The organism is Chryseobacterium amylolyticum (assembly GCF_051011775.1).
Classification (GTDB): Bacteria; Bacteroidota; Bacteroidia; order Flavobacteriales; family Weeksellaceae; genus Chryseobacterium.
Genome location: NZ_JBPCHX010000008.1, coordinates 93,458 through 107,509, shown reverse-complemented (window position 1 = coordinate 107,509; position 14,052 = coordinate 93,458). Strand labels below are relative to the sequence as shown.

Sequence of the window (14,052 nt, the reverse complement as noted above, 5' to 3'; positions counted from 1 at the left end):
ATGGAAAAATTACAATACATATCACAGGGAAATACCAGGCAGGAACAGGAACTTCATATCCGTAAAGCTCTGGATAACGGAATCAAATGGGTGCAGGTGAGATGGAAAAATGCTCCTGAAAATGAATTAATCAGTCTTTGTGAAATTTCAAAACAACTTTGCTTAGAATATCAGTCGGTTTGTATCATCAATGATCATGTACATCTGGCTAAAGAAATTGATGCAGATGGTGTGCATGTAGGATTAAATGACACTGCTGTTGAAGATGCAAGGCTGATTTTAGGTGAAAATAAAATTATTGGAGGAACAGCCAATACTCTTTCTGATGTCATCCGGAGAATCAGTGAAGCTTGTGATTACATTGGTTTGGGACCATTGAGATTTACCACGACCAAAGAAAAACTAAGCCCTGTTCTTGGGTTTGAAGGATATCAGAAAATCGTAGATGGAGTAAGAGAACAATCCTTTGCTGTTCCTAAAATATTTGCAATCGGAAGTGTTGCTTTTGAAGATATCCTACCCTTGCAGGAAATTGGAATTTACGGTGTTGCCGTTTCAGGCCTCATTACAAAGCAGCCTGCGATAATTAATGAACTAAAAAAAGTAATGATATGAACCATCAGAAATTAGAAATAGCAGGAAGAACTTTTGAATCAAGGCTGTTTTTGGGAACAGGAAAGTTCGGAAGCATGAGAGATATGGTCCAATCTGTTATCGCATCAGAAACCGATATGGTAACAATGGCGTTAAAGAGAATCGATGCGCAATCCCATGAAGATGATCTGCTTGATTCCCTGAAGGAAACCCATGTTCATCTTCTTCCAAATACATCCGGAGCCAGAACTGCTAAAGAAGCTGTATTGGCAGCGCAACTAGCCAGAGAAGCGCTGGAAACCAACTGGGTAAAGCTGGAAATCCACCCGGATCCGAAATATTTACTGCCGGATCCCATTGAAACTTTATATGCTACTGAAGAACTCGCTAAATTAGGATTCGTGGTCATGCCTTACATTCATGCTGATCCTGTTTTGTGCAAACGGCTTGAAGACGCCGGAACAGCTGTAGTAATGCCTTTGGGGGCACCTATTGGAACGAATAAAGGATTAAAAACACAGGATTTTCTGGAAATAATCATCAGTCAGAGCAATGTCCCTGTGGTGGTGGATGCGGGAATCGGGGCACCATCAGATGCTGCAAAAGCCATGGAAATGGGGGCTGATGCCGTTTTGGTGAATACTGCGATCGCTGTTGCGAGAAATCCATTGAATATGGCTGTCGCTTTTAAAGAAGGAGTTATTGCCGGGAGAAGGGCTTTTGAATCAGGTTTGGGAGCTATTTCCAGTCATGCCGAAGCTTCAAGTCCGCTTACTTCGTTTTTGTTTGAATAAATCAGGATTATGAAAAGCTTTAAAGAGGTTTTTGAAAACTACCGATGGGATGAAATAAAATCTAAGCTTGAAAAGGTAAGTCTGGCTGATGTAAGATACAGTCTTCAGAAGAAAAACAAAACAATTGAGGATTTTCTTAATTTCCTTTCACCAGCAGCTTCTCAGGAACTGGAGGTGATGGCAGTGATGACACGGGCAATTACCCAGAAACGGTTTGGTAAAACCATTCAGCTCTATGCACCGCTGTATCTCAGTAATGAATGCCAGAATATCTGTACCTATTGCGGTTTCAGCCTTGACAATCATCTGAAAAGAAAAACACTTTCCGATACGGAGCTGATGATTGAAGCATCAGTCCTGAAATCAATGGGTGTGAATCATGTACTGCTGGTAAGCGGTGAAGCCAATAAAATAGTAGGTGTACCTTATTTTCAAAATGCTGTCCGTAAGCTAAAACCTCATTTTTCCAATATTTCCATCGAAGTTCAGCCGCTCATGGAAGATGAATATAAACTGCTTCATGAAGAAGGAGTATATTCCGTATTAGTCTATCAGGAAACCTATCATCAGGATGTCTACAGGGAATACCATCCGAAAGGTAAAAAATCAAACTTCCATTTTCGTCTGGAAACACCGGATCGGATCGGGAGAGCAGGAATTCATAAGATAGGACTGGGAGTCCTGCTTGGACTGGAAGATTGGAGGGTGGACAGTTTTTTCAATGCTTTGCACATTGATTATCTTCAGAAACAATACTGGAAAAGCAAATTTTCGGTTTCCTTTCCAAGGCTCAGACCTGCTGAAGGCATCATTGAACCCAATTTTATCATGGAAGACAGAGATCTTCTTCAGTTGATTTGTGCCTACAGAATCTGGAATGAAGACCTTGAAATTTCCATATCTACCAGAGAAAATGAAGTGTTCAGAAATAATATTGTGTCTCTGGGAGCAACTGCGATGAGTGCAGGGTCAAAGACCAATCCGGGAGGCTATGCCGTAGATAAAGAATCTCTGGAACAGTTTGAAACCAGTGATGAACGGAGTATGGAAGAGATCAAAACCATGATCAGAAAAGCAGGCTACGATCCTGTGATGAAAGACTGGGATTCTGTGTACAGTGGATATTAAAACTTTTAAACCAGTAAGGACTTTGAAGAAGTGAAGTTTAATTAAGAAAAACCGGAGATTTTTAAGATAGCATCCTTTAAATCAAAGCTCAGCTTAACTCTTCTTAAAATTTAAAGAATCTTAATGGTTCAACTATTATAAAGTATGAAAAAAGAAGATCGTTTTTCACGGTACAGCCGGCAGATATTTATTGAAGAAATAGGACTGGAAGGACAAAAGAAAATAATGGCTGCCAAAGTCCTTGTTATTGGAGGAGGAGGTCTGGGAAGTCCGGTTATACAATATCTGACTGCCGCAGGAATAGGAAATTTAGGAGTTGCAGATTTTGATGAGGTTGAACTTCATAATCTGAACCGGCAGGTTATCCATACCGAAAACAGAGTAGGATTATCCAAAGTGAGGAGTGCAGAAGTCTATGTAAAAGAACTCAATCATCAGGTTACATTCAAAGGAATTGAAGAGAAAATCAATGATGGGAATGCTGAGGATATTATTTCGCAGTACGATGTTATTATTGACGGCTCAGACAATTTTTCAACAAGATATCTGGTAAATGATACCTGCGTAAAATTGAAAAAAACTTTGGTCTACGGAAGTATTCTGGGATTTTCCGGACAGGTAGCTGTATTTAATCATAACGGAAGTAAAGATCTCAGAGATATTTTCCCGGAACCGCCTTTCGATGATGATGTACCGGATTGTGACAGCCTTGGCGTTTTGGGCGCTCTTCCTGGGATAATAGGCAGCATGATGGCTCTTCAGACCTTGAAAATTATCACAGATCTTCCGGTATGTGTTAATCAGCTGACATTGGTAGATACGCTGAACTGGAGATTTCAGACGGTAGATTTTTGATTCAAAGAAACACTAATATCACTGATGTTTTCACAAATAACACTTTTTTACGGGCAATAGAAACAGAGTAAAGCAATTATACAAAGTTATATATCGATAGGAACGGGCTTTAGCCCGTTTACTTTTTAATATTCTTCCACTGGCTTTAGCCAAAACCCTATAAAAAAACAGGCGGTAAAAATGATTACCACCTGTTTTATTTCTATTGTAAAAGAATTATTGTGCCTGCTGCATTACACCTCCGGTATCTTCTTTTTTGGTTTGATTTAAGATATTCGGATCCTCTTTCGCCAGTTTATTTCTCGTCGGAATTTTATAATTGATGGAAAGTCCGAAGTTTCTCGTATCATATTTGCTGCTGATCATCACCGGATTTCCTGACGGCGGATTAGAACGCACCTGCATTACCTGTCCGTTGAAAATATCATTCGCAAAAACAGAAAGTGTCAGACGGTTATTCATAAACTTCTTCGTCAGCGTAAGATCAAACGAGTTGTTGAATGGTTTCTCTGCCGTGAAGTAGAAATATCCCGCCTTTGGGGTCAGATAGCTGTAGTTGGCTGTCAGTTTAATATCTTTCGGCAAAATAATCTGTGTCATGATATTGAAGATCCAGAACCCTTTATTGTTCAGATTGTCAATTTCATGTTTCTGATAACCGGCATACAGGTACATGAAGTTAATTTTATCCGGATTAAAATTAAATTTCATAATCTCACTCATCGGCTTACTGAAAATCATAAAAGGAACCGGTAACCCTACATTAAAGTTATGAATTCTCATATTTGAAATATTCACCTGCTCATTGAAGAGTTTTCTTCCGTCTTTTCGGATGATCTGTGCCACCTGATTGCTTGCCGAGCTTACGCTATACCCAATAAATGCATAATCAAAAGCAGATACTTTTATTTCATAATTATCAAAAATAGTAGGCTGAAGGTTCGGGTTACCGTTTACCTCCGTACTTGGTCCGGAGAACGTTACGTTATTCGGATTCAGGGCAGAAATGCTTGGCAGACTGATTTTCCTGTTGTAATTCGCAGCAATATACACCTGGTTCATCATGTTATACTGTACGCTCGCGTTCGGGAAAAACTTAAATTTATTGAAAGGAATCAGATCGGCTTCAACCAGTTTTTTATTCTTATCAATATATCTTGTTATCCCGGAAATATCATAGTTTTCAGCACGGGAACCCAATGTGAAATCAAACTTTTTCAGCTTAGCCTGGAATTCCAGATAGGTAGAAGCTGTCTGTCTCTGGTATTCAAGGTTGGTTAAGCCAAAGCTTTCCGTGTCATAATCCTGCTTTTCATACAATCCTCCAAAGCTTACCTTTCCACCATCAAGAAGCTTGATAGGCTGGGCGTAATCTACCTTAAAGTTGGCAATATTCATCACAGATTTATTATTCAGAATATCTTTTAATCCATTGGTAGGGCTATCAAGAGGCTCCGTGGGATAAGCTACAAATGTCCCATCCTGGAAGTAATTATCCTGGGAAAACTTGCTGTCTGATCTTGTATAGCCAAACTGGAAGTCCAGTTTTTGAGATTTGTCAGCAAAACGCTTCTGATAGGTTACAACGGCCTCCTGTCTCAGGTTATTGGTATGGGCAACATCTGAAGAAGTATAAAAAGCCTCTTTTAAATCCTCCGGATTTCTCCTGAAAGGCAAATCTCCGTGGCCGTTGCTTAAAGTGTAGTTGTCGTTATTGTTGTGATAAATATCGTAGTTTAATAATAATCTGTCCTGCCCCAGATCAAAAGTTAACCCGGATTTTGCAAAATATCCGCGCCCGTATCTGTCGGTATGGCTGTTTAAAAGCTCATCCTGCTGGCCGTTCAGCATACTTTCACGGTAATTCTGCCCAACATTAAGCTGCCATCCGAAATATTTATTTCTTGCATTTAAATTAACGGAATTCGTAGTTCTGCTTCTGTATTGGTCATAATTCGTGAAAGAATAATTCCCTGAATAAGTAGCCGTTAAATATTTATTTGCATTTTTATTGGTGATGATATTCATGATCGCACCTCCGGAAGTAGCTGGAAATTCGGCACCTGGCTGGGTGATCACTTCAATTCTTTCTACAGAGTTGGCGGGCATACCTTCCAGAAAAGAATTCAATTCATTTGAGGTAATGTTCAGAGGTCTTCCGTTAAGGTACACTTCCAGCATTTTCCCCTGATACATCATTCCTGCGATATCGGTAGATACAAGCCCCGGAAGTTTTTTTATTCCTTCCAGAACGTTTCCGTTATTCAGCTGAGGCTGCTCAGAAAAATCGAAAATAGTTCGGTCTGCTTTTTGTTCAACGGCCTTTTTAGTTTTGGTAATGACTACGCCTTCAATTTGCTTTTCCTGAGGTTTATTATTTTTTTCCTGCGAAAAAACAAAAACAGAGCCTAGCAAGGATAAAGCGAAAATTGTTTTTTTCATAATGGTTTTACTGTTATCCGGTTAGACGCAGAAAAAGATCATTTGTTACGGTAAATGTTTGAAAACCGAAAATTTAGACTAAATATTTTTTTATTTCCGAAATAATTATATCTTTGCCAGGTAATTATCAAGAATCTCTAGATGGGATAGCAACCTGCAAAAACAAGCAAGGTGCTGCAATCGATAAGCCGGATCTTCCGGAAAAAATGTTTATCATTCTATCATTACTCCCATCTTGAATTTTTGTTTTAAAGTTAAAATCAAATGTTTAAAGACAAGGGAAATCACCCAACATCAGTAATTTTTTATTCTTCAGATCATGAAGTGAACCTTCATTATTCTGATATGTTCTCATGCCATTTCTACATGCGCATGTGTTGTTGTTTCTAGCCTTTTCTTTTTCTAAAAAATAATACAAACATTTCGGATTCTGTGGTAACCTTACAATTTAGGGTTACAGGATTTGTATTGCTTAAAAAAACAATTTTATCAACAAAAAGTACACAACAAACATGCATAATTTCAAAAAAAGATTCTTTGTTCCTTCTGTCGCACTTATCTCCACATTTTACTATGCACAGACGGATACCTTACAATCTAAGAAAATAGATGATGTGGTCATCCTTGGAACACGGGGTTCCGGAAGATCATTGACGGAGACCCCCGTTCCGGTAGATATCATTAATATCTCAAAAATTTTAAAACAAAGCCCGTCTAACAGTATCAGTCAGGCCTTAAATTATATTGTACCCTCATTCTCATCCACCTCTCACACCGTTAATGACGGAACCGATTTTGTAGATCCTGCGCTCCTGAGAGGACTTGGTCCGGATCAGGTTTTGGTTCTGGTAAACGGAAAAAGAAGATACCAGTCTTCACTGATAAATGTTACCCTTACGCCGGGAAGAGGTTCTGTGGGAACCGACCTTAATGCTATTCCTGCCTATGCATTGGAAAAAATAGAGGTTTTAAGGGACGGAGCTGCTGCCCAGTATGGTTCTGATGCAATTGCAGGAGTAATAAACCTTGGGCTGAAAAAAAGATTGGGACTTTCAGGGCAGGTATTTTTAGGAGGATATGCTTCTCCCGTTACCAATAATTTCTCCGGCGGAGCAGATGGGCAGACTATTTCCGTAGATCTTAATTACGGAGCTAAAATAGGGAAAACCGGATTTTTTAATGTGACAGGTTCTGCCCAATACCGTGATCCTTATTCCAGAGCCGGAGTGCGGGAAGGTGATATCTTCAATGCCTATAACGCAATTAATTACAGAGCATTACAGGATGGCGTTAATATTGATGGGTTATATAAAAATATTACCAATACTCCCAATACTCAGCAGATTATCAATACCATTAAGCAATATGCGACTAAGGTAGATTATTTTGGGAATGATTTTCAAACTCAGATCTCAGGGGCAAACAGTATTTCTGATCTTCAGAATATACTGGGCAAAGATTTTACCTCTCAGGAACTTAATTACAGAGGGCTGGAGAGAAAGGATTTCAGCCTGAGAGCCGGGCAATCTAAACTGCAGTCAGGGCAGCTTTTTTTCAACTCTGAAATTCCTGTTAATGAAGAATGGAAAGTTTATTCTTTTGGAGGTTACAGCTATCGTCTTGGGAATGCCGGAGGATTTTACAGGCTTCCGAACAATGAAAGAAACATCAATGCTGTTACACCCAACGGGTATCTTCCGCAGATTGAAGCCACTGTGAACGATTATTCCCTTGCTGCCGGAATCAAAGGAAAATGGGATGGCTGGAATATCGATTTCAGTAATACATTTGGGAAAAACGTTTTTGGCTTTGGCGTTGTCAATACTTTTAATGCTTCGCTTACAGACGGTTCTCCAAGGACTTTTGATGCCGGAGGTTCTGAATTTTCACAAAATACAGTCAACCTGGATTTCTCTAAAAAATATGATGTCCTGAAAGGATTGAACATTGCCTTTGGAGGTGAATACCGACACGAGAATTATAAAGTAAATGCCGGAAAAGAAAACTCTTATGCTTCTTATGATATCTATGGCCGGGTAGTGACAGCGAAAACCCCTGAAAATGAAAAAGTAACCGATTTTTTTGGACATGTAAGACCTGCCGGAGCTCAGGTTTTTCCGGGATTCAGTCCTGAAAATGCAGTTTCCGGGAACAGAAACAGTATTGCGGCTTATTTTGATACAGAACTGGAAATTACAGACCGATGGCTGTTGGAAGGAGCTGTACGGTATGAGAATTATTCAGACTTCGGATCTACATTCAATTATAAGGTGGCAACCAATGTAAAGCTGGCTTCCAATCTCAACTGGAGAGGTGCTGTTTCTACGGGGTTCAGAGCGCCTTCACTGGCACAAATTTATTACAGCTCTACTTCTACGTTGATTCAGCAGGGAAAAACAACCCAGGTGGGTACTTTCAGAAATAATTCTGAGGCTGCACAGGCATTAGGGATTCCAAAATTAAAACAGGAAACCTCACAATCCTACAGCACAGGAATTACATGGAAGGTTCCGGCCTTAAACCTGACTTTCACAGCAGATGCTTATTTAATCAGGATTAAAGACAGGGTAGTACTGACCGATCTTTTCTACCGCCCTGATGGTAGTTTCTCTCCAGGTTCAGATCAGGCCGTTCTACAGGATGCTTTTGATCTGGCAAGGGCAAGCGCTGCCAATTTCTTTGCCAATGCAGTGGATTCTCAGACGAAAGGTCTGGATATTACCATTTCCCAGAACTCAAAAATCTCATCAGCGGTTAGTTTGGAGAATAACCTGGGAATCAACTTTAATCAAACCAAAAGAATCGGGGACATCCATGCGTCTCCTAAACTGGTAAGCCAGATTAATAATTATTTCTCGGAACCCAACAGAATCTATTTTGAAGAAGCTGTACCCCGTGTAAAAGCCACATTGGGTAACACAGTAAGAGTTTCCGGCTTTACTTTCGTACTGCGTAATTCTTTCTTTGGTAAAGTGACCGATGCAGATGTGGTAGATGCCAACTTTGACGGAATAACGGGAAGTACCGAGCATTTCGTCCTTAACAGCCGTTTGGTAACAGATTTATCTGTAGGTTATAGCTTTAATAAAAATATTTCAGCAACAGTAGGAAGCAATAATATCTTAAATATATTACCTTCTAAAAGCCCTGCCATAAGTTCATTAACAGCAGATAACCAGTTTGTGTATTCCAGACAGGTTTCCCAGTATGGTATAGGCGGGAGGTTCTTATTTGCAAGAATTGAATTCAATTTCTGATATAGAGCGTTCAGAAGTTTTGAAAAAAAGACAGAGACCGAATCTCTGTCTTTTTATTTATTTCAGTGAAGAAAATTCAATGAAATCATATTCTGCGGATGAGGTAAAAAGCTGTCTTAATACGGCGGCATGGCCATTTCCGGCAATTACAAGAATTCTGTCTTCACTGTTGTGAGGAATGTTTTGAATATTACGGAACATTCTCAGGTTTCTGCTGTACCAGTAAAGCGCAAGCATATCCGCACCGTCATGTTCTCTCAGTTTAAAGTCGCCGCTCAGATAGGCTCCGTATCCGTATTGATGGCTTTCTTTGGAATTCATATAAGTAAAAGTGTCCAGAAGAGATTTAAAATTTTTAGGCTCAGAACTCTTGTAGAAAGCAATAAACTGTTGGGAGATAGGGTCATCACTCCTGAAATCATAATCTTTACTGAGATTTTTAAAAAATGCAGAATCAGTTTTACCGAAGTGTTTTTCAAGATCATCCAGAACAGATTCTGCATCAATGCTGAACAATTCGTTTATTTTAAGCTCACTGGCTAGTCGCATAGCAAGCTGATAACGCTCATCTCTTTTGTCACGGTGTTTACCTTCATTGTATTCTCCCAGCTTTTGATTGGCATTCCAGCTTGGCCAGGCCTCAATTGCAATCTTGGTCGGCTTAAATCTTTTGATATATTCTACAAGTTCAGTAACTTCTTTTGCTGTTTTAGGAGAAAGTACATCTATCTGATCTTCTTTATTGATTTTATGAGCATCCAGATTAGGGTAGTCAAAATGAAATGATCCGACTACCAAAACTTTCGTCTTTGAATTTGTAAAAAAATCTGACGGTTTTTTTTGAGCGAATACTGATGTAGAAAGGCATATAAAAAGGATATAAATAAAAGTTTTCATGAGTTTATTTTTTTAAAGTTACTGTTAAATTATTATTGTGCGCGGTTTTTCTCTTCGAAATTCACCGCTCTGTTATTCGATTCAATTTTCTGGTTTCCAAAATTATAAGTGATGCTGAGTATCATTCTTCTGGCATCCCAATAGTTGTTGAATGACTGTGTATTATCTGTAAAATACAGATCTCCCTTATATCCGGACTGTTTAAAAATATCACTCACCGAAAGATTTATCTGGAGTGCTTTTTCCACAAAACTCATCTTTATTCCTGCATCAAGGCTGGCTCTGTTCCTTACAGCAGTGTATCCGTCACGGGAAGGAAGATTATGCCAGTAGTTCAGAAATAACATGAACGTTTTGGCCTTATTCAGCTGGAATGTATTATTGAAAGAATAATAAAAAGATTGTCCGTTTTTAGGAACCAGATTGAACCTTGTAATCTGAGTCTCATTATAACTGAAAGAAGTTGAAATATTACTTTCCCATATTTTGAAGAAAGTATCCGTGTAATTCAGATTGATACCATAATTATCCTGATTATAGTAATTCTCAAATGTACTAACGCGGTTAATCCCGGTCAGGAATGTGATCTGATCAAAATTATTTGTTGTTCTCTGATAATAAAGATTGGCAGAAAATTTATTTTTAAACATATAGTTGAGCTCTATATTATGATTGAAAGAAGGCTGCAGGCTTGGGTTTCCTGAATAATAAGTGTTCGGATTGGAATACCAGCGGAAGGGATCCAGAGCCCGGAAATAAGGACGGTTGATTCTTCTGGAATAATTAATACTAAACTGATTATCCTGATTGGCTTTATAAGAAAGATAGGCTGTTGGGAAGAACTTGCCATAATTATTTTCGGACTGAGATTGTGTAGCAGGGGAAAATCCGTTGGTTTGTGTATATTCATAACGGAGTCCTGCCTTTACAGACCATTTTTCTCCAAGGCTTTTACTGGCACTCAGATAGGCTGCATAATTTTTTTCATTATAATCAAAAAGATTGCTTTTCGAAGGATCTATAATGTAATCACCATTGATGAAATTAAAATATCCGATGTCCGAATTATTAGAAAACTGGCTGTATTTTGCTCCGGTTTCCAGCTGTATTTTTTTGAAGTTTAAAGTTAAATCTGCCTGCCCTGAATATATTTTATAATCCACTGATGAAAGGTTTCTTACCACCTGTGCTGAATTGCTGGTAACATTTTTTGTGATAAAATTTACCTCTGTATCCGGAAGATTTCCATAATAATTGGCTCCCAGGCTTAGCTTATGTTCCCCGAATTTCTGATCAAAATATAAATTCAGCATTTGTGAAGTAAAAGAAGAACGATGCCTGGAATCCGTATCTGTTTGTAAAGTGAGGATATTGTCAGTAAAATAGTTTTGCTTCGAGTTGATATCCATATTGGAATGTCCCTTCAAAATATCATATACCAATCCGATATTGGAATTTTTGGAAAGAGAATAATCAACATTAACATTCAATCCCAATCCGTCATTCATATCCCGTCTTTCATCCCTGCTGACGGAAGAACTTTGGCCGATTATCTTATAATTTTCTACCGATCTTTTGTCTCCGTCATATCCCTGAAGTTTTATTGAGGCTTTCACTTTTTCATTCTGATAATTTACGCCTGCTGCACTATTGAACGCCGCATATGTTTTTTGTGTATAACTGGTATTCATGTAACCATTCCATCCAAGATTCTGATTTTTTTTAAGAATAATATTGATAATTCCGCTGTTTCCCTGAGCTTCATATTTGGCGGGAGGAGTCGTGATTACTTCAATTTTCAATATGTTTTCCGAACGAAGGTTTCGGAGGTAGTTCATCAGCTCAGATCCGGAAAGATTCAGCATCCGGTCATTGACCATCACAGAAACGCCGTTTTTTCCGGCAATAGAAAGCAGTCCTTTATTTTCATCCACCTGTAATAAAGGGGTACCGGCCAAAACTTCAGTTCCCGAGCTTCCCTGTGAAAGCATGGAATTCTGGATATTGTAAACAAGACGATCCACTTTACGTTCTACCAGAACCTTTTTACCATTCACGGTAACCGCCTCTATTTTGTTGACATTGGCGGTGTCTTTGGTTTGAGCTGCTGAAAAAGAACACATCAGGGTAGCAATAAGTAAAATATGTTTTTTCATATTATAAATGACAGATTAAATGATGATTATATTACATTTCTCTGGCAAAAATATAGGATGAAGACTATTGGCAAAACAGTTTTTAGATGAAGTGCAGAATTCTGTGTATCAAATAAATTTCGTCGGAAAAAAATAGGTTTTTGTCGAAAAATAATGCAAAAATAAAACTGCACAAGGTATATTTGAATATGAAAAGAAAGCAAATTATTTGGCTTCAGATTATCTATTGGAGCTTTAATTTTATAGGAACAGTGATCACTCCGAATTATTTTTTTCCGGAGACTAATAAATTTAATATGCATGTTCTCAGAATTACATTCTTCCTTGTGAAGATTCTTACTTTCTACTTTGCCTATTTCATTGTTTTTCCTAAAGTTTTTAAAATAGACAAACTGTATTCCGCCGTTTTCGTTTTTATATTGGCTTTTCTGTTCTTTGCCGGATTGCGTTATATCATTGAGGAAATTATGCTTCCGGAAACATTAGGATTCAGGAATTATGGTGAAGGTACAGAACTTTTCTTTTATTTTTTTGATAATATTTACAATAGCTCGCTCCCTACTTTCATAGCAGGGATTTTGTGGATATTGGAAAAATATGGAGTGGCTGAAAATGATAAAAAGCAGCTCCTGATAGACAAGAAACAGGCAGAACTTCAGGCATTGAAAACCCAGATCAACCCTCATTTTATTTTTAATTCATTAAATAATATCTATTCACTTGTCTATCAGAAATCGGATAAGGCGCTTCCCGCTATTGAAGAGCTTGGGCAGCTGCTGAGATACAGCACAAAAGATCTTGAAAAAGATACCATTTCTCTGGATAAGGAAATTGGATATATTGACAGTCTGATAGCGCTGGAGAAGCTAAGGATCAGAAACCCGGAACTGCTGATCATAGAGAAAAATATTCAGCATCCTCACCTGAAGATTTCTCCGATGCTGCTGGTTCCTTTTGTGGAAAATGCTTTCAAGCATGGTGATTTCCGGGATAAAGGTTTTGAAATGAAAATCTCAGATCCTGATGAGGTCTTGCATTTTTATCTTTTTAATTATAAAACCCGGAAAATGAAAGATGTTGTTTCCGGAATCGGAATTCAGAATGTGAAAAAAAGACTGGAAATATTGTACCCCAAACATCAGCTTGAGATTAAAGATTCGGAAACGGAATTTGTTGTAGATTTAAAAATTGATTTAAAGAATGAATAAGATAAAGTGCATTATCGTTGATGATGAGCCCCTGGCAATTTCCCTTCTGGAACATTATGCAGAAAAAATTCCTTTCCTGGAACTGGTTTTCTCTACAGAGAATCCGATTCAGGCTTTGGAATATCTGCAGAAAAATGATTCTGATCTTATCTTTCTGGATATCCAGATGCCGGAACTTACAGGGATCAATTTTATGAAGATTGTAGGGGCAGATCAAAAATATATTGTAACAACCGCTTATTCGGAGTATGCACTGGAAGGATATGAGCATAATGTTGTTGATTATCTTCTGAAACCTATTTCTTTCGACAGGTTTCAGAAAAGTGTATTAAAAGCCCGGGAACGGTTTTCTTTTCCACAGGAAGAAAATACCCATTTTTTTGTAAAGTCCTCAGGGCAGAGACATCGCATAGGTTTCAATGAAATCCTGTATATCGAAAGCATCAAAGACTATGTCAATATCCGTACGGAAAATGATGAATATATTGTTCTGGATACGCTTAAATCTATGGAAAGCCAGCTTTCTGAAAAATTTGTACGGGTACATAAATCTTTTATTATCAATCTGGATAAAATCAAAAGCATCGGGGCAAAAAAAATTATTCTTCCTGATTATGAAATTCCTATCGGTGAAAGCTACAGGGCGGGTCTTCTGGATAGAATATCATAATGTTCATATGAGAGCTCAACTTTACAGGTTTCTAAACCTGTAAGGTTTTGG

General features: G+C 38.3%; 10 protein-coding genes and 1 riboswitch. Of the genes, 7 read left to right on the top strand and 3 right to left on the bottom strand.

Annotated features, from left to right (window positions below; all coding sequences use genetic code 11):
- The 4 genes from ACR1PO_RS20355 (at window position 1) to ACR1PO_RS20340 (ending at window position 3,371) form a co-directional block, all read left to right on the top strand.
- Window positions 1-615 (top strand): thiamine phosphate synthase, encoded by a 615-nt coding sequence (locus tag ACR1PO_RS20355; RefSeq protein WP_433987985.1) that lies wholly within the window; start codon window positions 1-3, stop codon window positions 613-615.
- On the top strand, window positions 612-1,388 hold the full coding sequence (locus ACR1PO_RS20350) for a thiazole synthase (RefSeq protein WP_332388969.1): 777 nt from the start codon (window positions 612-614) through the stop codon (window positions 1,386-1,388). Before ACR1PO_RS20355 ends, ACR1PO_RS20350 begins: the two co-directional genes overlap by 4 nt.
- 9 nt (window positions 1,389-1,397) lie before the next feature.
- Window positions 1,398-2,516, top strand: coding sequence for a 2-iminoacetate synthase ThiH (gene thiH, locus ACR1PO_RS20345; RefSeq protein WP_433987984.1), 1,119 nt, complete (start codon window positions 1,398-1,400; stop codon window positions 2,514-2,516).
- A gap of 144 nt (window positions 2,517-2,660) precedes the next feature.
- Window positions 2,661-3,371 (top strand): HesA/MoeB/ThiF family protein, encoded by a 711-nt coding sequence (locus tag ACR1PO_RS20340; protein WP_433987983.1) that lies wholly within the window; start codon window positions 2,661-2,663, stop codon window positions 3,369-3,371.
- Window positions 3,372-3,587: 216 nt separating this feature from the next.
- Here ACR1PO_RS20340 and ACR1PO_RS20335 read toward each other — a convergent pair whose 3' ends face one another.
- Window positions 3,588-5,813: an outer membrane beta-barrel protein gene (locus ACR1PO_RS20335; protein ID WP_433987982.1), complete on the bottom strand. Its 2,226-nt coding sequence runs from the start codon at window positions 5,811-5,813 to the stop codon at window positions 3,588-3,590.
- 119 nt (window positions 5,814-5,932) lie between these two features.
- Window positions 5,933-6,030: riboswitch (SAM-I-IV-variant riboswitch) on the top strand.
- 295 nt (window positions 6,031-6,325) lie between these two features.
- Between ACR1PO_RS20335 and ACR1PO_RS20330 the strand changes: the two genes are divergently transcribed.
- On the top strand, window positions 6,326-9,070 hold the full coding sequence (locus ACR1PO_RS20330; protein WP_433987981.1) for a TonB-dependent receptor plug domain-containing protein: 2,745 nt from the start codon (window positions 6,326-6,328) through the stop codon (window positions 9,068-9,070).
- Between the two features lie 57 nt (window positions 9,071-9,127).
- Here ACR1PO_RS20330 and ACR1PO_RS20325 read toward each other — a convergent pair whose 3' ends face one another.
- Window positions 9,128-9,967: a DUF5694 domain-containing protein gene (locus ACR1PO_RS20325; RefSeq protein ID WP_433987980.1), complete on the bottom strand. Its 840-nt coding sequence runs from the start codon at window positions 9,965-9,967 to the stop codon at window positions 9,128-9,130.
- Window positions 9,968-9,999: 32 nt separating this feature from the next.
- Complete coding sequence (locus tag ACR1PO_RS20320; RefSeq protein ID WP_433987979.1) at window positions 10,000-12,123, bottom strand: TonB-dependent receptor domain-containing protein; 2,124 nt, start codon at window positions 12,121-12,123, stop codon at window positions 10,000-10,002.
- Window positions 12,124-12,311: 188 nt separating this feature from the next.
- Here ACR1PO_RS20320 and ACR1PO_RS20315 point away from each other — a divergent pair, with 188 nt between their 5' ends.
- Window positions 12,312-13,331 carry a sensor histidine kinase gene (locus ACR1PO_RS20315; RefSeq protein ID WP_433987978.1) on the top strand — a complete coding sequence of 340 codons (1,020 nt, stop codon included), beginning with the start codon at window positions 12,312-12,314 and terminating at the stop codon, window positions 13,329-13,331.
- Window positions 13,324-14,001, top strand: coding sequence for a LytR/AlgR family response regulator transcription factor (locus ACR1PO_RS20310; protein ID WP_433987977.1), 678 nt, complete (start codon window positions 13,324-13,326; stop codon window positions 13,999-14,001). Before ACR1PO_RS20315 ends, ACR1PO_RS20310 begins: the two co-directional genes overlap by 8 nt.
- Window positions 14,002-14,052 lie beyond the last annotated feature (51 nt).

Bases quoted from the DNA above. Each gene is read 5' to 3' on its own strand.
- ACR1PO_RS20340 (WP_433987983.1), top strand. From the start codon at position 2,661: ATGAAAAAAGAAGATCGTTTTTCACGGTACAGCCGGCAGATATTTATT.
- ACR1PO_RS20325 (WP_433987980.1), bottom strand. From the start codon at position 9,967: ATGAAAACTTTTATTTATATCCTTTTTATATGCCTTTCTACATCAGTA.
- thiH (WP_433987984.1), top strand. From the start codon at position 1,398: ATGAAAAGCTTTAAAGAGGTTTTTGAAAACTACCGATGGGATGAAATA.
- ACR1PO_RS20315 (WP_433987978.1), top strand. From the start codon at position 12,312: ATGAAAAGAAAGCAAATTATTTGGCTTCAGATTATCTATTGGAGCTTT.
- ACR1PO_RS20310 (WP_433987977.1), top strand. From the start codon at position 13,324: ATGAATAAGATAAAGTGCATTATCGTTGATGATGAGCCCCTGGCAATT.
- ACR1PO_RS20320 (WP_433987979.1), bottom strand. From the start codon at position 12,123: ATGAAAAAACATATTTTACTTATTGCTACCCTGATGTGTTCTTTTTCA.
- ACR1PO_RS20350 (WP_332388969.1), top strand. From the start codon at position 612: ATGAACCATCAGAAATTAGAAATAGCAGGAAGAACTTTTGAATCAAGG.
- ACR1PO_RS20330 (WP_433987981.1), top strand. From the start codon at position 6,326: ATGCATAATTTCAAAAAAAGATTCTTTGTTCCTTCTGTCGCACTTATC.
- ACR1PO_RS20335 (WP_433987982.1), bottom strand. From the start codon at position 5,813: ATGAAAAAAACAATTTTCGCTTTATCCTTGCTAGGCTCTGTTTTTGTT.
- ACR1PO_RS20355 (WP_433987985.1), top strand. From the start codon at position 1: ATGGAAAAATTACAATACATATCACAGGGAAATACCAGGCAGGAACAG.